Source organism: Kineothrix sp. MB12-C1 (assembly GCF_030863805.1).
Classification (GTDB): Bacteria; Bacillota; Clostridia; order Lachnospirales; family Lachnospiraceae; genus Kineothrix.
Window position 1 is genome coordinate 2366064 of the sequence record NZ_CP132957.1, and the last position, 24145, is coordinate 2390208.

Genomic DNA, 24145 nt, shown 5'->3' on the forward strand with positions numbered 1-24145 from the left:
AGCGCGCAAAACACGAGAATAATATAATACAGTGTATTCATGGTTCTTTAAAAGAGTGCCATTGTGCCTACATGCTTTGAATTTTAATACATCGCTATGTCAGGCTGCTATCTGTATTGATACGTGATTTTACAATGATATATGATGTCTATATATTGACAAGAAAAGTATGGTGAGTTATTAAAAAGGAAGAAAATGAAAAAGATAATGATTAAGGAGCTTGAGGAAGAATGAAGATAACCATTTTTGATTTAAGGCCAAAGACGGCGGACGAATCGCTAGCAGGAGCAATAGAGGATAATTACAAGAAAAAGAATGAAAAAACAGAGGTAATCATCTATAATCCTATGGAAACTGAACTGAAGGACTGTATAGGCTGCTGGAGCTGTTGGTGGAAGACTCCCGGCAAATGTGCTTTGAATGATGAGACTTATAAGCTAAACATGGATTATATCAGTAGTGATGAAGTGGTTCTTCTTTTTCATACGGCAAATGGCTTTATCGATGGTAAGGGGAAAACGTTTCTGGATAGATTGATACAACATTATTTGCCCTATATTAAAATAAGAAATGGTGAATGCGGCCACTTGAAAAGATATGATAAATATCCCGTTATCAATTTCTATTTTGAAAAGCATGAGTTGAGTACCGATGAAATAAAGGTCATTAAAGATTATCTTGTTCGAACTGCGTATCATTTTCATAATCCCTGTAAAGAACTCTTGTATGAAAATGAAAATGTACGTTTTATTAATTCAGAAACCGAAAAGCCGATGGATGAAGTTCTTGCGAAAGAAGTCGCTGAGAGAAAGGTAAGAGGTAAATGGGTAATTTATAATGGTTCCCCAAGAGGTAACAGCTCTAACAGCAAGCTGATTATCGAAAAGATAATTAAGGGAATGAACGCACAGGGAATAGAAGATATAGAAATAAGGAACTTGATAAATGTAAAAGAACATAAAGCCTGGGCGGAAAGCTTCGGTTCGGTTGAGAATAATTTGTTCGTTTTCCCCCTTTATGTCCATGCTATGCCGGGTTCCGTAATGAAGTTTTTGGAACAATTAAAACCAATAAACAATAAAGAGATACATATGGCATTTATGGTTCAATCCGGCTTTCCGGAGACGAGTCAGTCGTATTATTTACGGCCTTATCTCGAATTAATTACAAAAAGGCTGGGAGTATCCTTCGATGGAACCATTATAAAAGGCGGTATAGAAGGTATTCGAATGAAACCGGAAAAAGCGAATCAAAAGCTCTTTGACCAATTGGAATCGATAGGAAGAACCTATGCCGCTAAGGGAATGATGGACTTGACTTTGAAAAAAGAGTATGAGAAAGATGAATATTTATCAAAAGGAGCTCAATTAATATATTCTATCGTTTCATTAACCGGTTTGACAAACTACTATTGGGACTTCAACCTTAAGAAAAATAGCGCTTATGAAAAAAGATTCGCAAAGCCATATTTGGAATGAAATTCATTGCAATTTTGAAGTAGTCACTTGTGGTTTTCAAAAATATGGTTCTCGTAAGGAAGCATTCTATGAAAAAACCTATTGACTCTCACACTATGGTATACTCTAAAATAAAGATGAGCTCAATAACCACATATATGTGAGGAATAAAAAATGCTGAAAATAGGTGATTTTTCAAAACTATCAAGGATTAGTATACGGATGCTGCGGCACTACGATGAACTAGGTCTGCTTATGCCCAAAACAATTGATAACTTCACAGGTTACCGCTACTATGCAGAGGATCAGCTTCCGGTAGCCAGCCGGATTGCGTCCTTAAAGGATATGGGGTTTGGCCTTTCTGCTATTGGTGAAATTCTCAAAAACTATGAAGACCCACAAGCATTGTCTGAATTTTTGACTGTGAAGCAAGCGGAAGTACAGGCAGATGCAGAGGAAGCCAGACGCCGTCTACTTCTCCTTGATACAGCCATCAAACGGCTGAGAAAGGACGAAACTGCCATGACTTACAATGTAACATTAAAAACTTTACCGGAGCGTTATGTCGCCAGTGTACGAAAAGTTATTCCTTCCTATGATCAAGAGGGGATGTTATGGAATATTATGATGACCGAAACTGCTTCCCTGAAATTGCAGCCTGCCGATAATTGCTACAGCCTTGCCATTTTCCATGATGAGGGATACAAGGAGAATGATGTGGATGTGGAAATCCAAGGTATTGTAAAAGGGACTTACCAAAATACTGAAAATGTTGTATTTAAAACTATGCCTGCTGTGGAGATCGCTTCGGCGACTTATAAGGGTAGTTATGAGCAGCTCACCGCAGTAAACCATGCAGTAGCAAATTGGGTGAACGACAATGATTATAAGTTTGACGGAGCGATGTTCTGTATTTATCATGTCAGCCCTGCTCAAACACAAAACCCCGATGAATATGTCACAGAGGTATGCTATCCCGTCAAAAAGAAATAATGTGATTATAGAAATGCTGTCTGCCGGAACGCAGGCAGCATTTATCTTTCTCAAAATAGGCATCGAAAAATATGGATTGCTATGTTATAATTAGTAAAAATATTGTGAAAAAATTAGAATAGTGAAAAGGGCGAAAGTGTATCATTAGAAATAGTGGTACGCTTTTATTGCATACAGTTTATCCGGATGACAGCAAAAAGATACGGATATATTCTACGAGGAGGGAAGTCATGTGAACCATATTAATAGAATCATAAAGGAAGAAGTAACGAAAGCAGGACGATTGTGGTGGGCTTTAAAACGACTTATTGTCATCTTAACGATAAGCATACTTCTCATCCTTTTTCTAAGGAGTGGACGGAGTTTCGAACTCCATCCGAGAGCCGAGGCAGGATTTCTGGATTTAACACAAGTGGAATTTGAAAGTGAGGTGGTTTCTTTAGACGGTGAGTGGGAACTTTATTGGAATCAGTTTCTAAGTCCGAGCGAATTAAAGGCGGCTCCGGTAACCGAGTATGTTAATATTCCCAGTTCATGGAATAAATATGAATCCAACAAAAGTGCTTATTCGGGAGACGGTTATGCGACCTACCGGCTAACCTTTATAACTGAGAATGATAAGAGATTAGCTTTAAAGATTCCAAGGCTGCGTACAGCCTATAAGCTTTGGATCAATGGAGAATTAATATCCTCGGCAGGAACAATAGGTAAATCCGGAGATACGATGAAACCGCAGTATTTGACCCATGTTTCTTTTTTTGAAGGGCAACAGGGAGAAAATGAAATTGTAATTCAGATCTCTAATTTTTATCATAGAAGCGGCGGTATACTGGAAAGTATAAAGATTGGCAGTGAAGAGCAGATTCTTGCGCTGAAACTTAAAAGTATAGCCATGGAATTTATTTTATTTGGGAGTCTGATGTGCATTGGAACATATCACCTCACTTTATTTTTCTTTAGGAGAAAAAAGGATTGCTCTCCGCTGTATTTCGGATTATTTTGTGTTTTAATCGGGATAAGGATTATGTTTGGAGGGGAATGTTTTTTTACCTATTTATTCCCTGAATTTAGCTGGGAAATCGCCCATAAAATATTGACGTTGACTTATTATTTAGGAACCCTCCTTGTCTTGATGTTTCTTATGTCGATTTTTCCCCAATACTTCCATATACGAATGATTAAAGCAGCCCAAATAATGGGGGGAATTTTTACATTAATCGTTCTTTTTACCCCTGCTCGGGTTTTTACGGTTAGTAATATTTTATATCAGATATGGAGTATTGGTATAGTTCTTTATATAGTAAGCGCTCTTATCAAAATATCCGCACACAGGGAAAAGGATAGCTGGTTTATTATTTTAGGTGCGGTAGCCCTACTGTTGAGCAGTATAAATGATATTATTTTTTTCAGCCCATGGATGTATGATAATGAGGCTATATTTCTAAGGACTTTGGTCAGAACCGGTAACCTTACTCCTTTGGGGCAACTCATTTTTGCCTGTGCCAATTCTTTGCTGTTGGCAAAGCGATTTGCCGATGCCTTGGAGCAAGAAGAGGTGATGACCGCAAAGCTGACTGAGATGAATACCCATTTGGATGAGTTGGTATTTCAGCGGACTAAAGATCTAGCCGAGTCTAATCAAAAAATAGAATACCAGAATCTTGAACTAGAAAGAAAAAATAAAATTTTACAGAGACTTTCCTTTAAAGATTCTTTGACAGGGATATGGAACAGGCGAAAATATAATCAAATGATAGAAAGCGAATGGTACCGATGCCTAAGAGAACAAAGTCCCATAGCTTTAGTGCTTCTGGATATCGATTATTTTAAAAGATTCAATGATTTCTATGGACATATGGAAGGAGATAAGTGCCTTGTTAAAGTCGGACGCACCCTCAAAAGCTCTTTATCCCATTCTAACGGCATGTTGGCTCGTTACGGCGGGGAGGAGTTCATTGTGCTTTTAGCCGGTGCGGACAAAGAAAATGCGATAAAGACTGCCAACATGCTGCGGCAGAAGATAGAGGATCTCAAGATACCGCATGAGAAATCCCCGGTAAGTAATTATGTTACGGTAAGCATAGGGTGTACCTTTATGATTCCGGAGCTCAATTCTTCCTATAAAGATTTATTCAATATTGCTGACAAAGCTTTATATCAGGCAAAATATGGCGGTAGAAATCAAGTTAAATTCTTATAAAAAAGAGTAAATAGGGCTGGTCCTTGATGGTGAAACGCCTTGTATTAAAAGAACAGCTTTGATATAATATCACAAATATGTTTATTTTACGGTTAATTCACACAAGATACGATAAAAAGGACTTATGAAATCAATATGAGAAAAAATGAAGCCCTCCCTAAAAAAACAAAACCACTGCTCATTGCGTTGGCGGCCGCTATCACTCTATTCTCTGTCTGTCTTTCCTTTATCCTAATGCTGCACAACAGCATTAGGCAGAGAGAGATTTTGGAAACGACCGACCGATATATGGTATTTGAAAGCAGAGTCCAACGGCTGATTTACTCCAATGTCACGCTGCTTCAAGGATACGAGGCGTATATTAAATTAAATCCTAACTTGGATGCAGAGGTCTCCTATCGTTATATGGACAAGCTTCTTTCGACAAACTCGGATTATATTCGTAATGTGGGAGTCCTCAAAAATACGACCATTATATGGAATTATCCGGAGGAGACTAATGCTGCGGCAGTCGGGGTGGATTTGGCCAAGGTAAAAGAGCAGCAGGAGCTTGTGCTGAAAGTAAAGCAGGAATTGCAGCCTGTTTTGCAGGGGCCTGTGAATCTGGTACAAGGTGGGCTCGGTTTCATCGTCAGAACTCCGATTATTATGGAAGATACGGGATACTGGGGACAAATAGCCATTGTTCTGGAGAGTGATAAGATATTGGACGAGATTGCGTCCTACGCGGAAGAGTCCGGATTAGCTATTGAAATCTACAATCAAGAGAATAAATTGGTTCCATTTTTTCATTCTATAGATTCGGATAAGAATTCTGAGCTGAAATTTGCGGTAGACCCCGATTTTATCAATTGGAATATTACGGTTAGTTCATCGAATGGCTGGATGGACAACATTTTGTTGTTCATACTGCTTTTTGTCTTTTCCTTTTGTTTCGCTACCGCTATGGGTCTTTTGGTTTATAAATATATTAAATCTAACGATAGGATCGTTGCGATGTCAACTCATGATTCTTTGACCGGCTTGTTTAACCGGCATTTTCTCAATAAGTATCAGGCCATTGCTCTTGCGGCAGTGAAACGCAAAGAGTCTCAGGTGGGAATTATGTTGATGGATTTAGACTATTTCAAGAAGATTAATGACACTTACGGACATAATGTAGGAGATATGGTACTTGTGGAAACGGCACGTATATTAAAAGCGAGTACCGGGAAAAACGGGATGGCTTTTCGGCTGGGCGGCGATGAGTTTCTCTTGGTATTGCCGGAAGTCAGGGATGTTGAGAGTCTCTTGCGTGCTAAGGAGCAGCTGAAGAGCCGTTTTGAAGATGAGTTTAATATCCCGGGATATCCGATTAAGATATTGCCCAGCATTGGCTATGCAATATTCCCGGAAGATGGAGATGACCTCGATACTCTTCTGCATACGGCGGATCAACTGATGTATTTGGAGAAGTCAGAAAGGCGATCAGGCTTAGAAGCGGCAGAAAGGTAGTATCCTCAATCATAAAAAGATGGAGACGCGAGCATGGATTGTGTGAAAATAGGCAGGTTAATTGCCAGATTAAGAAAAGAAAGAAATCTTACACAAAAGGATATTGCGGAGGAGTTAGGAATCCAAAATAAAACTGTTTCGAAATGGGAATGCGGTTTAGGGTGTCCGGATATATCCTTATGGCCGGAACTATCTGCTATTTTGGGCGTTGATATGGAGCAGATGATGGAGGGTGAAATTACATCCAATAAACCGGATAGTGGTAATATTGATAAAGTACGTTTTTATGTCTGTCCCTCTTGTGGGAATATTCTGGTTAGTACGGGAAGTGCCTCTATCTCCTGCTGCGGAAGAAAATTAGAATATATCTTACCTGAGGAGATATCCATTGAACCCCGGATCACAATAGAGGAAATAGATACCGATTACTTTATTACTTTCGATCATCCTATGAATAAAGAACATTATCTTTCTTTTGTTGCATGTGTTAAAAGCGACAGGGTATTTTTAAATCGTTTATATCCGGAACAAAGCCCGACTTGCAGAATTCCAATCAGTGCCGGCGGAAAATTATATGTTTATTGCGTCAAACATGGCTTAATGGTATATCCGGGTAATTTGTAATTACATTTGAGGGAATATCGGATTCAAAGGAGGAACTAATTTCCTATGAAAGTTTTCTGAAAAGTCACAAAAATCAGTAATAAGCAAACAAGCCGATAATACCTGTCAGAACCATAATCAGGATAGGATTTGGCTTGTATTTTCTTAACAAAAATAAGGATACAATAAATAAAATAATCGCAGTAATGTTTATGTTAAAGCTTCTAATATTAAGCGATGAAGTTCCGAGAAATGCGATTAAAATAATGGTAGAGGCAGCAGATGCGATAAGCCCGACGGAGCTGGAACGCAATCCTCTTAATACATTGGAAATGCTGTCTAGCTTCTTATACTTCTTGAAAAAGTTATATAAAAGAATAGAAATAATAGATCCAGACACAATACTTCCCAAAGTTGCCACAATAGCTCCGGGAATGCCGGCGATACGTATTCCTACAAAAGATGCAGTATTAACGACCAGAGGGCCGGGGGTCATTTGAGAGATTGTGATAATATCGGTATATTCCTGGGGTGTAAGCCAACCATGGTGATTTACTACTTGATCCTGAATTAACGGTATGATCGCATATCCTCCACCGATACTGAATGTGCCAATTTGTAAAAAACTGATAAATAATGCAAAAATAATTTTATTCATTTCGGATGCCCCCTTTTTTACTTCTTATATAAACCTGCACAAAACACAAAATAGAGCATGAAATAATAATGATCAATATATTGATATTAAAAACAAAACTGGCTAAGAATGCAGCAGGAGCCATCATGGTTAACAGCAAGTTTTTTTCTTTCACAATTCCTTGCCCCATATCAATGACCAAATCTACAATGATAGCGGCAACTCCGGCTTCCATACCCTTCAAAATGGCAGAGATTATCTTGTTATCTCTAAAAGCTTTATAAAAAAAGGATATAATTGATAATATAATCAAAGGGGGTAAGACTGTTCCGATACAAGCGATAATAGCCCCCGCTATTCCGGAAATGCGGTAACCTACTAATACCGCAAGATTGACTGCAATAGCGCCCGGAGTTGATTGTGCGATTGCCGCCATATCTAATAATTCTTGTTCACTAATTACCCTCAGGCCGTTAACGAAATATTTACGCATCATAGGAATAACGATATATCCCCCTCCAAAGGTAAAAGCGCTGATAGAAAATGTAATTCGAAAAAGTGAAAGATATAGCTTTATTTTTTGTATATTCATAATAGTGAGCCTTTCAATAGATTAATCCTCAATGTCGTCTATTATACACCTGGATTTAGTATAGGTATAATAGTATAATTTTATATAATATATAATTAAATGATAATGAATGAGGAATTGAATATGAAAATAAGGCATTTACGTATTTTTAAGATAGTATGTGAGGAAGAAAGCATTACAAAAGCAGCAGAAAAGTTGTTTATGACACAACCGGCAGTTTCTAATGCGATTAACGAATTAGAAAACCACCTGGGTGTTAATTTATTCGATAGAATTTCCAGAAGGATTTATTTAAATGAAACAGGTAAATTGTTCTTGGAAAAAGCGATAAAATTATTAAATCAGTATGATGATTTAGAACAAAACATAAAAGAATTGGAAGATAACGCAACTATTAAGATTGGGTCAAGTATAACGATAGCGAATTTTATCTTGCCTGAAGTCATAGTAGACTTTGAGAAGATCTATAATAATACCCCGACAAAGGTTATAGTCGGGAATGCCAGAAAAATCGAAGAGATGTTATATAATAATGAGATTGACTTGGGTTTAATCGAAGGGGCTATTTACAATGAAGAATTAATAAAGATTCCATTTTCATCCTATAAACTGGCAATAATAGGTTCTCCTAAGCATAAATTGGCTTCAGAAGAACCTATAGGAATTGATGAATTAATAAGAGAAAGACTATTACTTAGAGAAGAAGGCAGTGCAATCCGTGATGTTTTTGATAGTGCGTTATTGTTACATAATTTAAGAGTGAATCCGGAATGGACAAGCATAAATTCACAGGCTCTCATCTATGCAGTAAAACAAAATCTGGGGATAAGTATATTGCCTAGAATACTGGTAGAGAAAGAAATCGATAGTAATGAAATCTTTGAGATCAAAGTGAATGATTTGGAATTAATCAATGTAAATCACATTGTATTTCATAAAAATAAGTTTCAAACGAGGGGATTCAAAGCGTTGATTGAAATCATTAAGGATAAAGTAAATGATAATTGAATAGAATGAAGGAATATGCTGTTAATTGCGGACGGCCAACTTTCTGGTATAGTAGAAAGTTGGCTGTTTTTTGTTCATCCTGGTACTTGGCGATTACCTTTTTCGGTAAAATTGTACAAATTTAACATCTCATTTTTTACTTGCTCTAATTATTAACCCATGATAAAGTGAAGCCAAAAATGATATTCGTAAATAAGAATGTCGTTCGCATATAAGAACGATGATTTTGTTGCAAGCGATGGGAAAGGAAGGATTGATATAATGAAAATAATTAAGGTGAACACATATTTAGTACGTCCCAGATGGGGGTTTGTGGAGATATTGACGGATGAAGGGATTACCGGATGGGGAGAAGCTGTTTTGGAAGGACATGCACGAACTGTTTTGGCATGTGTCCATGAGATGGAAGATTATCTTATAGGTGCTGATCCAGGGAATATCGAAGACATTTGGACGATATTATACCGGGCTGGCTTCTACCGGGGCGGTGGAATTATGATGAGCGCAATAGCCGGAATCGATCAAGCTCTTTGGGATATAAAAGGGAAGCGGTTCGGCGTTCCTGTATATGAACTGATGGGAGGGGCTTTAAGAAATAAGATGCGCGTGTACTCTTGGATAGGCGGAGACCGGCCTTCTGATGTGGGAGCAGCAGCCCTTGCGAAAAAGGAAGAAGGATTTACAGCCATCAAAATGAATGCCACTGAGGAACTGCAGTTTATCGATTCTTACGATAAGATAGATGCAGTTTTGGAGCGTGTGGACGCTATCCGTCAAAGTTGCGGAAAGCACTTTGGAATTGCTATTGATTTCCATGGTCGCGTCCATAAACCTATGGCTAAAATCCTGGCTAAGAAATTGGAGCAGTTCGATCCTATGTTTATAGAGGAACCTGTTCTTTGTGAAAACATGGAGAACTTTGCTGAAATTGCAGCTTCTTGTAATATACCGATTGCCACCGGAGAACGGCTGTATTCCAGGTGGGATTATAAGCGATTGTTCGAAAAAGGGGGAATTGATATTATTCAGCCTGACCTATCTCATGCAGGAGGGATTACAGAGGTGAAAAAAATAGCATCCATGGCGGAGGCTTATGACATTGCATTGGCACCTCATTGTCCCCTTGGTCCTATCGCTCTCAGTGCATGCCTGCAGGTTGATGCTACTTGCTATAATGCGGTGATTCAGGAGCAGAGTATAGGAATTCACTATAATAAGGATAAAAGTGTGTTGGATTACATTATGAATAAGAAGGATTTCCTATTTGAAGATGGATATGTAAAGCTTCCGGTAAGGCCGGGGCTTGGTGTGGAAGTGAATAGGGAGCTGGTATTGGAGGAAAATGCAAACCCACATAATTGGAAAAATCCATTATGGAGGCATGAGGATGGCTCTGTGGCAGAATGGTGATGAGGATATCTTATGAAAAAACTATTACGGATGTGGAGAAGACAGACCTTTGCCAGGCAGCTGACCCTCGTTTTTCTCAGCGTATTTCTCTTTCAGCTCATAATTGTACAGGGAATCAGCAGTTTCTATATGAAACAGTTTATGAAGGAGAGGATAGAGGAATCTTATCAAAATGCGCTGAAGCAGACGACACTGAATCTGGAGGCATCCTTGAGCGGCTACAAAAATGCGATAGATGAACTTTTCCGTAATACGGATTTTGTGCTGGCAGTAAATGCACTGAACACTATGGACGCTGATAATGAGTGGAAGGTAAAGACCAATCTGGATAGCTATATGAAGGATTTTATGACCTACCGCTCGGAAATACGAAGCATGACGATTCAGACAGAGTCTGGGCTGCAATACGGCTATGACAGACAGGAATTGGAGCTTTTGAACCCGAAGATATCTGAGCTGCATCGAAATTATTTCGAGAGTGGAATATTTGAAGAGAACCAAGGGCTTAGAGGGAAATGGGTGCCTACCGCATATTTGGATCGAAAAGGGACGAGGGAATACTATGTTTTTTCCTATGGGAAGCAGGTGGTAGAATGGTATGCCAATCGTCAGGTGGGGATAGGAATTGTCAGTATTGAGGAAAGTGTTCTATCGGATATTTGTGAAAATGCACAGATTAACGATGATAGAAATGCCAATTATATTATGCTGGTGGATGAAGAAGGAAGGATTATCTCTCATTATAACAAAAAGATGCTGGGGAAAAGCCTTCAGGAATATATCGAGGAAAGAGGATTAAATGACCTGGATAATTCTAATATGATATTAAAAGAGACGGTTACTTCTACTGGCTGGAAGATGATCAGTGTGTTGGATGAAGACTATGTTTACAGCCGTCTGTACGAGATACAGCGCATTGTTTTTTTGTTTTCTGTAACTTTAGCAGTTATCGTCCTTTTTCTTATCTTGTATGTATCGAAGAAAATGTCTAAATATATTTCTGATATTGTGGTAGCTATGAATAAGGTACAGGGAGGCAAGCTGAATGCCAAGGTAGGGATACGCCAGGGGGAGAAGAACGAGATTAGCCTGATTGCAAGCCATTTTAATATTATGATGGAGACGGTTAATAATCAGATGGAAACGATCAGAGAATCAGGGCAGCGCGAGAAAGAGGCTGAGTTACGGGCATTAGAGGCTCAAATAAACCCTCACTTTATTTATAATACTTTGGATTCTATCAACTGGCTGGCCATTGAGAATGACCAGAAGGAAATTAGTGGCATGCTGGGGAAATTTGCACAGATACTCAGATATCAAATCCAAAAAAGCAATAAAATAGTATCCATCGAGGAGGAACTTATTTATCTGGAACAATACCTGTACCTTCAAAAGGTGAGGTTTATGGACAATTTTGAATATGTAATAGAATGCCATAATACAGTGAAGAGCTGCTCGATTCACAAGATGATTTTTCAGCCATTTATTGAGAATGCTGTCTTCCATGGTGTTGCGGATGTGGATTATGGAGGTCTGATTAAAATACAGATAGGGGAAGAGGACGAGAAGCATCTCTACTTCACAGTGAGCGATAACGGACAAGGTATGACGGAAGAGCAGAAGCGTCTGATTTTTGTGGAAAGAAAGAATCCGGGGAATTCCATCGGTGTATTGAACGTGCTCGCCAGGTTAGATTTATACTATGGTATGGATTATGAAGTGAAGGTAGAAAGTGAATCTGGAAATGGAACAATTATCAAAGCGATAATCCCTAAACGCTGTAGCGAAAAATAAAGGAAGAAAAAATGAAAATATTAATTGTGGAGGATGAACTTAAAACATTACATGGTGTTGCCGGACTGATAATGGAGATTCCGGGAGACTATGAGGTAGTCGGAATGGCACGCAGTGGGGAGAAGGGAATCGAACTCGCCCGGGAAATGAATCCGGATATTATTATTACCGACATACGGATGGGTGGTATGAGTGGCTTAGAAATGATTAAGGAGCTCAATTCTTCGAAAGTTCAAAGTCGGTATATAATACTTAGCGGTTATGCGGAATTCCAATATGCCAGAGAAGCGATCACACTTGGAAGTATGGATTACCTGCTAAAGCCGATCACGAAGGAACTGTTGGAAGAATCCTTGAAAAAGGTAAAAAATGCGATTGAAGAAGAAGCTTTGAAAATACAGACTTCTACTATGGATGGCGATGTTATTCTGGAGCGTGCCCTGTTCATGTCAGGATTTGCAGAGTCTAAATTTGAACAGGAATTAAGAAAACGGCTGGAAGGGAAGAACTTAAATTATCTGCTTTTGCTGCGTGGTGAGAATAGAATTGTACAATCTGATATGGAAGCTGTTTTGCAAGAAATAAGGGGAGTAATGCCATCATTGCACATTTGGTCATGCAAAGAGAATGGGAATAAGGAGAATTATATTTTAATCCAGGAGCTGGAGCGGGAGGCCCTTCCCATTTTAGATGAGATGGTGAGAAAGTGCAGGCAGCATATTAACCCTTATATGGTATTTGTAGGAAGTTATTTTCAGGATGTGCGAGAGATTCAAGAGTGCAGGGAGAGGATGCAGGATATGAGCAATTGGAATTTAACCATTGTGAATCCGGCAGTCATAACTGAAGACAAGATAAAGGAAGTAACTACGCAGAAGTTTTCTTATCCTTCTGATTTGGAGCGTGATATTATTGCCTGCATTAATGAAGGAAAGATTCAGGAAATAGAGAATCATCTAACTGCGTTTCTCGAATACTTAAGAAAGAAGACTTATGCATATGGGGATTTGAGGGAAGCGTTGATATGTATGACTGCGGCGATTCTGTATGCGATTCGAAAAGCGAGCTACGGATTATATGAAAATATAAGCAGTCTGAATATTTTGGAGTGGGTTAAGGACATATTATTCCTTGAGAACTATCCTCGAATTATCATGAATGTTATGCTCCAATATGAACAATATTCGAAAAAACTTAAGTCTGGGAACCATCCCATTATCAATAAGGTGTTGCAAATACTGGAAAAGGAATATCAAAATGAACTTCAGTTAGAAGATATGGCACAGAGAATGAATGTAACGCCGGAGTATTTAAGTTCTCTGTTTATGAAGGAGCTTGGTATAAAATATACTACATATCGGGCGCAGATACGCATTGATGTAGCTAAAAGGCTTTTGCAGGAAGGAAAACTGAAAATATATGAGGTTGCAGAAGAAAGCGGCTTCCCGGATGTGAAGTATTTTACCAAGGTATTTAAGAAATATACCGGAACGAGCCCCGGTGAGTACGTTCGTAATTTAGTTTAAGTTAAGACACCTTTCTTAGAACTGTCAAATTTACAGAATATTTGAGTGATGTTATTCTAATGTTATCAAATACGACAGTTCTTCAGAAAGAATCAGTAAGAGACCTGTCTTGTACAGGTCTTTTATAGTATTGATGGGGATGCAAAAAACAAAAACAGAATCCAAGGAGGAGGAAACGAAGTGAAAAAGAAATTATTAAAAAAAGCAGTAGCGGCAGTTATGGCCGGATGTATGGTATTTTCATTAGCTGCCTGCGGAGGAAGCAGTCAGACACCTGCACAGAGCGGAACAGAAACAACAGAAAAGGAAGCTGCACCGACATCCGAAAGTGAGGCATCAGGGACCCAGGAAACTGCTTCAGGTGAAAAAACAAAGATTACTTTCTGGGCACCATTTTCCGGCGGTGACGGCGATATTATGACATCTCTTGTAGATGAATTCAATGCACAAAGTGAAACTACGGAAGTAGAGTTCATGATCATCAAATCGGAAGAGTATTATACAAAGCTTTTGGCAGCGATGACATCTGATTCAGCACCAACGGTTGCAATTAACCATATCACCAGAATTAAAGAATACGTGGTAGACGAGCTTCTCGAGCCGCTGAATGATCTTGGATCAGCAGCAGATGTTCAATGGTCTGACTTCACAGAAAGATTACAGCAGGCATCGCAGGTGGATGGATCTTACTATTGCATGCCTATCGACACACACTTGCTGCTTATGCACTTCAATGTTGATGAGTTCGAAAGCATGGGCTTGTTAGAAGCTGATGGAACAGTAAAGGTACCGGCAGGTGAAGAAGCATTCTTCGAGTATTTTAATAAGATAAAAGAGGAAAGCGGTAAGATGCCGTTATCCGGAACATCTATGAATGGTCTCCCTATGTATGTATGGTATACACTTTTGACACAGTTCGGTGGTGACGTATGCGATGCGGAAGGCAAGACAGCGACCTTGGACAGCGATGCGAACAGAAAAGCATTAGAAATCATGATGAAGATGGTGGATAGTGAAATCTGGCCTAAGAACCAGAAAAACGGAGCGGAGCTTTTCACAGGTAATGTTGCGGTAGCTACAATAAACGGAGACTGGGCAATCCCTACTTTCACAGGAACAGAAGGCTTGAACTTCGTTTCCATGGCTTTCCCTCAGCTTGGAACTACGGATTCTGTATACGCAGACTCCCATACATTAGTAATGCCAAAAAGTGCTAATACAACGGACGCACAGAAAACATCCGGTATGGAATTCATGAAATGGCTTACCGATAATACAGGAAAATGGGCACAGTCCGGCCATATCCCGAGTAAAGTATCTGTAATGGAATCGGAAGAATTCAAGGCTCTTCCATTCAGAGAGAACTATGCAGCTTCTGCAAATTATGCAAAATTCTATCCTCAGGTTTGTGGAGTAGCAGGACTTACCGAGATGACTTATCGTGAATTGGCAACTATGATTGCAGGTGAGCAGGACGTAGATACAACGATGAACAACATGCAGACACAGTTCCAGGAAATATTGAATTCTTATAATAAGTAACTATGGAAAAGCTGCTGTGGTGAGGAATTACTGCAGCAGCTTAATAAAAAGGCAAAAATAAGTTTTGTTAAGTAGGAGGCATTGTATGAACACTTCAGAAAAAAAAGAGAATCTGATCGCATGGTGTTTTGTTTTGCCATTTTTATTTTTCTTTTTAGGGTTCTTGCTCTATCCGATACTGAAAGGTATGAATCTGAGTTTGTATGATGCGACCTTAGGAGGCAAGACAAGCTTCGTCGGTATAGAGAACTATATAAAGATGTTTGGCGATAAAGGATTCTGGCAGGCGATGTTTAACACCCTGTTCTTCGTATTAATATCCACACCGGCTATAGTGCTTGTGGGCTTTACCTTTGCGATGTTTATCAACTCTAAGTTGAAAGGAACAACATTTATAAGAGCGTGTCTTTTTTCTCCTTATGTGCTATCCATGTCGGTAGTGACCGGACTTTGGGTCTTCATTTTCCAGCCTTATACAGGATTGGTAACGCAGCTTACGAAAGTGCTTGGGGTTGGAGAGCTATACTGGCTGAATACAAAGTGGCTCGTTTGGATAGCGGTTTTGATTACTACGGTATGGTGGACCGTTGGATTCAATATGATATTGTTTCTGGCAGGCTTACAGGATATCCCTACCGATATTTATGAAGCGTCCAGAATTGACGGAGCAAATGCAAGACAGATACTATTCATGATTACGATTCCTATGCTGAGAGATACAATTGCGCTCGTTATTATGCTGCAGACAATTGCATCCTTCAAGCTGTTCGGACAGACCTACCTGATGGCAGGAGGAGGTCCGGGGACACACACAAGGACCATTGTACACTATATTTATGAAACTGGATTCACGAACCGCAGGATGGGAAGTGCGGCTGCGATGTCGTTTGCATTCTTTATCGTAGTATTTGCCATCACAATGCTGCAGAACAAAATTCTAGGTAAAAAGGACAAATAGGGGGTAAATGCAATGAAAATAAAAAATAAGATAACGCCCGGCAGAGCCGTCCTCTATATTGTGGTATATGCGGTAGCATTGGTATGGCTTTTCCCAGTAATTTGGATGATGGTATCTTCACTGAAATCATATGGAACTCCGGTAAGTATTTTATCAAAGGTATTTTCGGGAACTTTTACTCTTCAAAACTACGTGACGGTAGCAGAGAAAGCTCCCATTCTCCGTTGGATATGGAACAGTGCTCTCATAGCGATATGTGTGACGATAGGCACGTTGGTTCTGACCTCTCTGGCGGCTTATGCCATATCAAAGCTGAAATTTAAAGGAAGGAATTTCGCATTTATTTTGATTACAGCCGGTATGATGGTTCCGATAGAATCTATCATTATTCCTCTTTATCAGGAAATGGCGGGACTCAATCTGCTGAATACCTATATTGGATTGATGTGCCCGAGTCTTGCGGCTCCGATAGGAGTGTTAATTATGAAGCGCTGTTATGACGGCATTCCCAATGACTTGATGGAGGCAGCTGTTCTGGACGGAGCTAACCAATTTAGAAGATGGTGGGATATCTGTCTTCCTGTATCCAAGTCTTCTATGGCAGCGGTGGGAATTTTTACTTTTACTAACTCATGGAATAACTTCCTCTGGCCATTTTTATCCATCACCTCAGAGAAAATGATGACATTACCGGTAGGTATTCCACAGTTTCAGGGAGCAAATTTATCGGAGTTTACGTTGCCGATGACCGCATGTGTAATAGCATCGGTACCTGCAATTATTGTATTTTTAATCTTCCAGAAGCAGATTATTCAGGGAATTGCCATGACAGGGATAAAAGGATAGGAGAAAATCATGAAAAAAGCAAATATGAGTATAGACAGAATGAATAAGATATCAGATATCGATTCTCGTATCTATGGATCGTTCATCGAACATCTGGGACGGGCCGTTTATAACGGTATCTATGAACCGGGTCATCCCGCAGCCGATGAAAGAGGCTTTCGCCGGGACGTAATACAGCTTGTGAAAGAACTTAACGTTCCCATTATACGCTATCCGGGCGGTAACTTCGTGTCCGGTTTCAACTGGGAAGACAGCGTAGGACCGAAGGATAAGCGCCCGAAGAGGCTGGACCTGGCATGGTTTACTACGGAAACAAATGAAGTAGGAATGCAAGAATTTGATGATTGGCTTAAGGAAGTGGATTCCGAGATGATGCTTGCTGTTAATCTAGGTACTCGTGGAGCGGATGAAGCAAGAAATCTGGTGGAGTATTGCAACCACAAGGGTGGAAGTTACTATAGCGATTTGAGAATAGAACATGGAAGAAAAGATCCATATAAGATAAAAACATGGTGCCTTGGAAATGAAATGGACGGTCCATGGCAGATGGGACAAAAAACTGCATATGAATATGGGCGGCTAGCTAATGAAACAGCAAAAATGATGCGTTGGGTCGATCCGGACATCGAGCTGGTAGCATGCGGAAGCTCCAAGATGGTGATGCCTACATTTGCAGAGTGGGAAGCTACGGTTCTTACGGAATCCTACGATGCGGTGGATTACATATCCTTACATAATTATTGGGGCAATTTTGACGACGATACGGAGTCTTATTTGGCAGGCGGCATTCTGATGGATGATTTTATTAAATCAGTGGTAGCTATCTGTGATTATGTAAAGGCGAAGAAACGCTCCAAAAAGAAAATCAACCTTTCTTTTGATGAATGGAACGTATGGTACCATACGAAAGAAAGCGACAAGCAGATCGAACACTGGCTTCAGGCACCGCCCAGACTGGAAGATATTTATAACTTTGAGGATGCCCTTTTAGTCGGCGATTTGATGATAACGTTACTTAAGAACTCCGATCGTGTGAAAATGGCATGTCTGGCACAGCTCGTGAATGTTATTGCACCGATTATGACGGAAACGGGTGGGAAGGCTTGGAAACAGACCATTTATTATCCGTTTTACTATACCTCTGTATATGGACGGGGAGAGGCACTTCGAGTTGGTCTTGAATGTCCGAAGTTTGACTGTAAGGAGTATACAGATGTCCCTATGCTCGATTCGGTAGCGGTATATGATGGAGAACAGCAAACGGTAACATTATTTGTTATGAACCGCAGTATGGAGGAAGATCTGGAAGTATGCTGTGATCTGCGCAGTGTGAGAGCGGACAAATGCATCGCGAATGTAGCATTGGAAGGTTATGACTTTAAAGCAGCGAATACAGCGGCTTGTCCGGAAAATGTAATTCCTGTTCATAAATCTGAGGATATTATGGAAGATGGGTATATGCGTACAGTGGTATCGAAAGCTTCTTGGAATATGTATCGTTTCCATACTGAAAAATAAAGCGGAAGGAGGAATGTCCAATGGATAAGGGCATACCAAAGCCGGAGTACCCCAGGCCACAGATGGTAAGGGAAGAATGGATGAATTTAAACGGTGAATGGGAGTTTGAATTCGATGATGAGGATAAAGGAAAGGAAGAAGAGTGGTTCTTGAACCATTCGTATTCCAGAAGGATACAAGTTCCTTTCGCTTATCAGTCAAAAAGATCGGGAATCCATATTACGGATTTTCATGATATCGTTTGGTACAAAAGAGAAATAGAGAGTAAGGAACTTACGCCGGGTAAGCGATATTTACTTCATTTTCAGGCAGTGGATTATCAGGCCGAACTGTGGGTGAATGGAAGCTATGTTGGCATTCACAGGGGAGGGCATGTCTCCTTTACGTTCGAGATCACTCCATATTTGAAAGAAGGGAATAATGTCATTACTTTGCGTGTAGAGGATGACTCGGAGAATTTAGAACTTCCCAGAGGGAAACAGTTTTGGAAGGAAACCTCGGAAAATATCTTTTATACACGTACTACCGGCATTTGGCAGACCGTATGGCTGGAGCCGGTGAATGATATCTACATGGAAAGAATACGTATGACACCTGATGTGGACCGTAAGATGATTCGTATGGATATTCAGCTGGATAAGAAGGCGGAAGCATTTCTTGACGTAGAGATATCCTATGGCGGGAAAAGAATGGTTTGTGATACGGTCAGTATCTTCAAAGGAAGAACGGTTCGGGAATTTAAACTGGATCAGAATATAAATAAAGAGTGGGAGCACAAGTTCTACGAATGGACCCCGGATAATCCCGTTTTATTCGATGTGAAGTTCTCACTGAAATCGGGAGAAGTGTTACAGGATGAGGCCAGCTCTTATTTTGCAATGCGGAAAGTGAGCGTGGAGAACGGAAGATTTCTTCTCAACAACAGACCCTGCTACCAGAAAATGCTGCTGGATCAAGGCTATTGGCGGGATTCTCTTATGACAGCACCCGATGATGAAGCACTCATTAAGGACATTATGCTCTGTAAAGAGATGGGATTCAATGGGGCGCGTAAGCATCAAAAGATCGAGGAAGAGCGATATTTTTATTGGGCGGATAAGCTGGGGTTTCTAGTATGGGCCGAGTTCCCCAATGCCTATATTTATTCTGAAAGGTATGTGGAGAACATGATACCGGAATGGATAGAGGCAATGACGAGGGATTACAATCATCCCTGTATCGTTGCCTGGGTACCGCTGAATGAATCATGGGGTGTGGATAGTATTATGTGCAGGGAAGAAGAACAAGCTCATGCATCGAGCATGTATTATCTCACTAAGTCGCTAGATACGACCAGAATGGTAATATCCAACGATGGATGGAATCACACGCATTCGGATCTTTTGACCATTCATGATTATGATTGTGACGGAGAAGTTCTGAGGGGACGGTATGCATCCCTGGATCGTATTTTAAACGACATGCCTACGAACCGGACATTGTTCGCAAAAGGCCATCATTATGAAGGGCAGCCTATTATCGTTTCTGAATTCGGAGGCATTGCATATAAGAAAAATTCGGATAGCGGATGGGGATACGCTAATGCAGACAGCGATGAGGAATTTGAAGAAAAGTATAAAGAAGTGGTGGATAGTTTACTTACATCGCCACTTGTTCAAGGCTTTGTATACACTCAGTTATGTGATGTGGAGCAAGAAATTAACGGACTTCTAACTTATGACAGAGAACCGAAGCTTCCAATGGAGAAGATTCGGGCCATTAATCAGGGAAAAAAATAACTATTCAGTAGGATGCGGGAATCGGAAGAAGGCGAAAGTATGAAAGCAATTGTTTATAAAGAGCCAAATGTTTTGGCTTATGAAGAGGTAGCGGTGGTTATGCCGAAGGAGAATGAAGTAAAAATTCGTGTAAAGGCCTGTGGCATATGCGGCAGTGATGTACATGGATATCTCGGACTGACAGGAAGAAGGCTTCCTCCCATGATTATGGGGCATGAATTTGCCGGAGAAATCGTGGAGATTGGCACAAATGTAGTAGAACGAAAATGTGGAGAACGTGTAGCAGTCTATCCGGTGGATTTCTGCGGAAAATGCGAAATGTGTGAGAAAGGTGAGGTACACCTTTGTCTGAATAAGCGTGCATTCGGCGTACTCGATGTGGATGGAGCCTTTGCAGAATATATCTGTGTACCGGAAAAATGTTGTTTCCCTATTAACGATGGGATACCTTATGGAATTGGTTCTCTGGCGGAACCTCTGGCGGTAGCTTATAGAGGTGTTGCCCACGCGAAAGAGCTGAAAGGAAAGACGGTTCTCTTAGTGGGAATGGGGACAATCGGTTTATTAGCACTGGCATGCGTTAAGATGAAACAGGCAGCTAAAATAATTGTTTCGGACTTAAGTGACAGCCGTCTCCAAATTGCAAGGGAGATGGGAGCGGATATCACCATCAATCCCGGGAAAGAAGATTTTAAAGCGAGGATATTGGAAGAAACCGGGGGACTTGGAGTGGACGTTGCTATTGAAGCGGTAGGAGCTGCAGCAACTGTGCAGCAGGCTATGTCAGCGCTCAGTTTTGGCGGAACAGCTATATGGATTGGAAATAATAAGCCGATGATTGAGATCAATATGCAGGAAATTGTAACGAGAGAGCTGGTAGTTCACGGTTCTTTCTTATATGGATACGAGGAATTTAAGACAGTAATAGAGCTTGTGAATCAAGGCAAGATAAATGTGGCTCCGTTAATTAGCGCCGAGGTTTTACTGGAGGAAGCACCCAAGTATTTTGAGCAGCTCGCCCATGCGCCGGGAAATCTGATAAAGGTCGTTGTGGTTGATAAGTGAGAGCAGGAGGAGGAAGAAATGGCATATGATAAGGAACTGATTAAGACGCTTGAACAAAAGGGCCGTAAGCTGCGGGAGGATGTTGTTGTAAGCATTGGTATAGGGGTGGCAGGACATATAGGCGGATCGAATTCCGCCGCGGATTTGGTGGCTGCGTTATATTTCTATAAGATGAAGCACGATCCGAAGAATCCCAAAATGGAAGACAGAGACCGTTTTCTATTGAGTAAGGGCCATGTGGCAATACTGCAATATGCAGCATTGGCGGAAGCCGGATATTTCCCGGTAGAGGATCTAAAACATACGAAAGCAATAGGCTCTTACCTGCAAGGACATCCTGATGTGCAGAAGACACCGGGTATCGAAGCGGGTACCGGTTCTCTCGGACAGGGCTTGTCTATCGGTCTTGGTATGGCCCTTGGACAAAAATTGAATAAAATAGACAGAAAGACATATGTTCTCGTAGGAGACGGCGAAGTGGCGGAAGGACAGATATGGGAAGCTGCTATGGCAGCAGCAGCCTATAAGGCGGATAACCTTGTGGCTATTGTGGATAGGAATAGACTTCAGGCCAATGGCAAGGTGGTGGACCGTTTTGATTCCGGAGATATCATTGCGAAACTTATAAGCTTCGGATGGCATGTTATTGAGATAGATGGACATAACATGGAAGAAATTCTGACCGCGCTGGATACGGCGGATACCATAAAAGGAATGCCTACAGCCATTGTTGCGAACACGGTCAAGGGAAAAGGTGTCAGTTTTGCAGAAAACGTAGTAAGTTATCACAACGGAATGCTGACAGAAGAAACTTATCATCAGGCACTGGAAGAGTTATCCAGATAAGAGGGAGGCAGAAGATATGAGTTATACAAATCAAAGAATTGCATATGGAAGCACCTTGGTGGAGCTTGGAAAGAATGATGAGAGGATCGTTGTTCTGGACGCTGACTTGGGTGGATCCACTATGGGAAAGCTTTTCGAAGCTGAGTATCCTGAAAGATATTTCGAGATGGGAATTGCCGAAGCGAATATGACTAGTGTGGCAGCAGGGCTGGCACAGAGTGGGAAAATACCTTTTACCAATTCCTTCGCGGTATTTTCGGGCGGACGTGCATTCGATCAGATTCGTCAAACCATTGCCATCGGGGAATTGAATGTAAAAATCTGTGGTTCTTCCTCAGGATTATCAGATTTCGGTGACGGTGCTACTCACCAATGTGTGGAAGATATGGCTATTTTCCGTTCGGTACCTAATATGACGGTACTATGTCCGGCAGATGCCAATGAGACAGTAGAAGCTGTAAAAGCCATGGTAGAGACAGATGGCCCTTTCTATATCAGACTGAATAGAAACGACTATGCTAATGTTACCGAAGAAGGAGAGACGTTTGAAATAGGAATGCCTAAGCTGCTCAAGGGAGGTTCTGATGTCGTTGTGTTTGCCACCGGCTATATGGTTGGATTGGCTATGGAAGCTGCAAAAGAACTGGAAGGTAGAATATCCGTGAAGGTAGTAAACATTGCTACCATAAAGCCTATGAACGGTCAGGCGATTATTGATCTCGTAAAGGGATGCAAGGCAGTAGTTACTGCGGAAGAGCACAATATCAGAGGCGGAATGGGCAGTGCGATTGCAGAAGTGCTTTGCAAGGAATGCAAGCCTATCGAGTTCGTGGGAATTCAAGATACTTTTGGATGCAGTGCACATAATTATAAGGAAGTGCTTGAATATCATGGTTTAACAAAAGAAGCAATCAAAGAGGCTGTACAAAAGATGTATTATCTGTAATGAAGGAGGTCATTAAAATGCGTATAGGATTTATTGGACTTGGAATCATGGGAAAACCTATGGTCAATAATCTGCTGAAAGCAGGCCATGAGGTTATTGTATATGATGTAATTCAGGAGAACGTGGATATGGCAGTAAGTGCAGGTGCGATTTCTGCTGATTCATCGAAGAACGTTGCAGAACAATGTAAATTAATTATCACTATGCTCCCCAATTCACCCCACGTAAAAAGTGTGGTTCTAGGTGAGAATGGAGTGTTAGAAGGGGCAATAGAAGGGACGATTCTAGTAGATATGAGCTCCATAGCACCTATGGCTTCACAGGAAATATGCGAGGCTTGTGCTGAAAAAGGTATAAAGATGATCGATGCACCTGTATCCGGCGGTGAGCCGAAGGCTGTGGATGGAACGCTGTCTATTATGGTTGGCGGAGATAAGGATGTATTTGATGAGGTTTATGATATTCTAATGTCTATGGGTGGAAGTGCGGTTCATTGCGGAGATATCGGTGCAGGCAATACTACGAAGCTGGCAAATCAGATTATTGTAGCACTTAATATTGCAGCAGTATCCGAAGCCTTTATGTTGAGTACAAGGGCGGGAGTGGATCCTACCAAAGTATTCGATGCGATAAAGGGCGGCCTGGCCGGCTCAACGGTTATGAATGCCAAAGTACCTATGATAACCGATGGCAATTTTAATCCGGGATTCAAGATTGATCTTCACATAAAGGATTTAAATAATGCCCTGGAAACGGGACATGGCGTAGGAGCACCCCTGCCTCTTACGGCTCAGGTCATGGAGATTCTTCAAAACCTTCATATGGATGGACATGGACAATGTGATCACAGTGCGATTGCAAAATATTATGAAAAACTCACCGGAACAGAAATACGGAAGTAAAAGAATACATAAATAGAAATAAAACACATG

At 40.7% G+C, this 24145-nt stretch carries 20 protein-coding genes; 18 read left to right on the top strand and 2 right to left on the bottom strand.

The features are described from left to right. Positions 1 to 230: 230 nt before the first annotated feature. The 5 genes from RBB56_RS11150 to RBB56_RS11170 all read left to right on the top strand — a co-directional run bounded on the left by RBB56_RS11150 (position 231) and on the right by RBB56_RS11170 (position 6768). Positions 231 to 1478: a hypothetical protein gene (locus RBB56_RS11150; protein ID WP_306719030.1), complete on the top strand. Its 1248-nt coding sequence runs from the start codon at positions 231 to 233 to the stop codon at positions 1476 to 1478. Positions 1479 to 1631: 153 nt separating this feature from the next. Continuing rightward, positions 1632 to 2450, top strand: coding sequence for a MerR family transcriptional regulator (locus RBB56_RS11155; RefSeq protein WP_306719031.1), 819 nt, complete (start codon positions 1632 to 1634; stop codon positions 2448 to 2450). A gap of 232 nt (positions 2451 to 2682) precedes the next feature. Further along, positions 2683 to 4650: a sensor domain-containing diguanylate cyclase gene (locus tag RBB56_RS11160; RefSeq protein WP_306719032.1), complete on the top strand. Its 1968-nt coding sequence runs from the start codon at positions 2683 to 2685 to the stop codon at positions 4648 to 4650. A 135-nt stretch (positions 4651 to 4785) separates the two neighbouring features. After that, positions 4786 to 6144: a diguanylate cyclase domain-containing protein gene (locus RBB56_RS11165; protein WP_306719033.1), complete on the top strand. Its 1359-nt coding sequence runs from the start codon at positions 4786 to 4788 to the stop codon at positions 6142 to 6144. 33 nt (positions 6145 to 6177) lie between these two features. Continuing rightward, positions 6178 to 6768: a helix-turn-helix domain-containing protein gene (locus RBB56_RS11170; protein WP_306719034.1), complete on the top strand. Its 591-nt coding sequence runs from the start codon at positions 6178 to 6180 to the stop codon at positions 6766 to 6768. Between the two features lie 73 nt (positions 6769 to 6841). Here the strand turns inward: RBB56_RS11170 and RBB56_RS11175 are convergent, their stop codons facing one another. Both RBB56_RS11175 and RBB56_RS11180 read right to left on the bottom strand, forming a co-directional pair. Further along, positions 6842 to 7405, bottom strand: a complete 564-nt coding sequence (locus tag RBB56_RS11175; protein ID WP_306719035.1) for a chromate transporter — start codon at positions 7403 to 7405, stop codon at positions 6842 to 6844. Then, complete coding sequence (locus RBB56_RS11180) at positions 7398 to 7976, bottom strand: chromate transporter (protein WP_306719036.1); 579 nt, start codon at positions 7974 to 7976, stop codon at positions 7398 to 7400. The genes RBB56_RS11175 and RBB56_RS11180 overlap by 8 nt, the downstream gene beginning before the upstream one ends. A gap of 99 nt (positions 7977 to 8075) precedes the next feature. On the opposite strand from RBB56_RS11180, the gene RBB56_RS11185 reads away from it, so the two are divergent. The 13 genes from RBB56_RS11185 (at position 8076) to garR (ending at position 24115) form a co-directional block, all read left to right on the top strand. After that, positions 8076 to 8984, top strand: a complete 909-nt coding sequence (locus RBB56_RS11185) for a LysR substrate-binding domain-containing protein (RefSeq protein ID WP_306719037.1) — start codon at positions 8076 to 8078, stop codon at positions 8982 to 8984. 261 nt (positions 8985 to 9245) lie between these two features. Next, positions 9246 to 10394, top strand: coding sequence for a galactonate dehydratase (gene dgoD / locus RBB56_RS11190; RefSeq protein ID WP_306719038.1), 1149 nt, complete (start codon positions 9246 to 9248; stop codon positions 10392 to 10394). Between the two features lie 12 nt (positions 10395 to 10406). Further along, positions 10407 to 12188 carry a cache domain-containing sensor histidine kinase gene (locus RBB56_RS11195; protein ID WP_306719039.1) on the top strand — a complete coding sequence of 594 codons (1782 nt, stop codon included), beginning with the start codon at positions 10407 to 10409 and terminating at the stop codon, positions 12186 to 12188. Between the two features lie 11 nt (positions 12189 to 12199). Next, on the top strand, positions 12200 to 13714 hold the full coding sequence (locus RBB56_RS11200) for a response regulator (protein WP_306719040.1): 1515 nt from the start codon (positions 12200 to 12202) through the stop codon (positions 13712 to 13714). Between the two features lie 180 nt (positions 13715 to 13894). Then, on the top strand, positions 13895 to 15256 hold the full coding sequence (locus RBB56_RS11205) for an extracellular solute-binding protein (RefSeq protein ID WP_306719041.1): 1362 nt from the start codon (positions 13895 to 13897) through the stop codon (positions 15254 to 15256). 85 nt (positions 15257 to 15341) lie between these two features. Next, entirely contained in the window at positions 15342 to 16214 is an 873-nt protein-coding gene (locus RBB56_RS11210) for a carbohydrate ABC transporter permease (protein ID WP_306719042.1), read from the top strand. 12 nt (positions 16215 to 16226) lie between these two features. Further along, positions 16227 to 17060, top strand: a complete 834-nt coding sequence (locus tag RBB56_RS11215; protein WP_306719043.1) for a carbohydrate ABC transporter permease — start codon at positions 16227 to 16229, stop codon at positions 17058 to 17060. 9 nt (positions 17061 to 17069) lie between these two features. After that, positions 17070 to 18578 carry an arabinosylfuranosidase ArfA gene (arfA, locus tag RBB56_RS11220; protein ID WP_306719044.1) on the top strand — a complete coding sequence of 503 codons (1509 nt, stop codon included), beginning with the start codon at positions 17070 to 17072 and terminating at the stop codon, positions 18576 to 18578. Positions 18579 to 18598: 20 nt separating this feature from the next. Next, entirely contained in the window at positions 18599 to 20356 is a 1758-nt protein-coding gene (locus RBB56_RS11225) for a glycoside hydrolase family 2 protein (RefSeq protein ID WP_306719045.1), read from the top strand. Between the two features lie 39 nt (positions 20357 to 20395). Beyond that, entirely contained in the window at positions 20396 to 21421 is a 1026-nt protein-coding gene (locus tag RBB56_RS11230; protein ID WP_306719046.1) for a zinc-dependent alcohol dehydrogenase, read from the top strand. Positions 21422 to 21439: 18 nt separating this feature from the next. Further along, positions 21440 to 22267, top strand: coding sequence for a transketolase (locus RBB56_RS11235; protein ID WP_306719047.1), 828 nt, complete (start codon positions 21440 to 21442; stop codon positions 22265 to 22267). Positions 22268 to 22283: 16 nt separating this feature from the next. Continuing rightward, positions 22284 to 23213, top strand: coding sequence for a transketolase family protein (locus tag RBB56_RS11240; RefSeq protein WP_306719048.1), 930 nt, complete (start codon positions 22284 to 22286; stop codon positions 23211 to 23213). Positions 23214 to 23230: 17 nt separating this feature from the next. Then, entirely contained in the window at positions 23231 to 24115 is an 885-nt protein-coding gene (gene garR / locus RBB56_RS11245) for a 2-hydroxy-3-oxopropionate reductase (RefSeq protein WP_331525610.1), read from the top strand. The last annotated feature ends 30 nt before the right edge of the window (positions 24116 to 24145 follow it).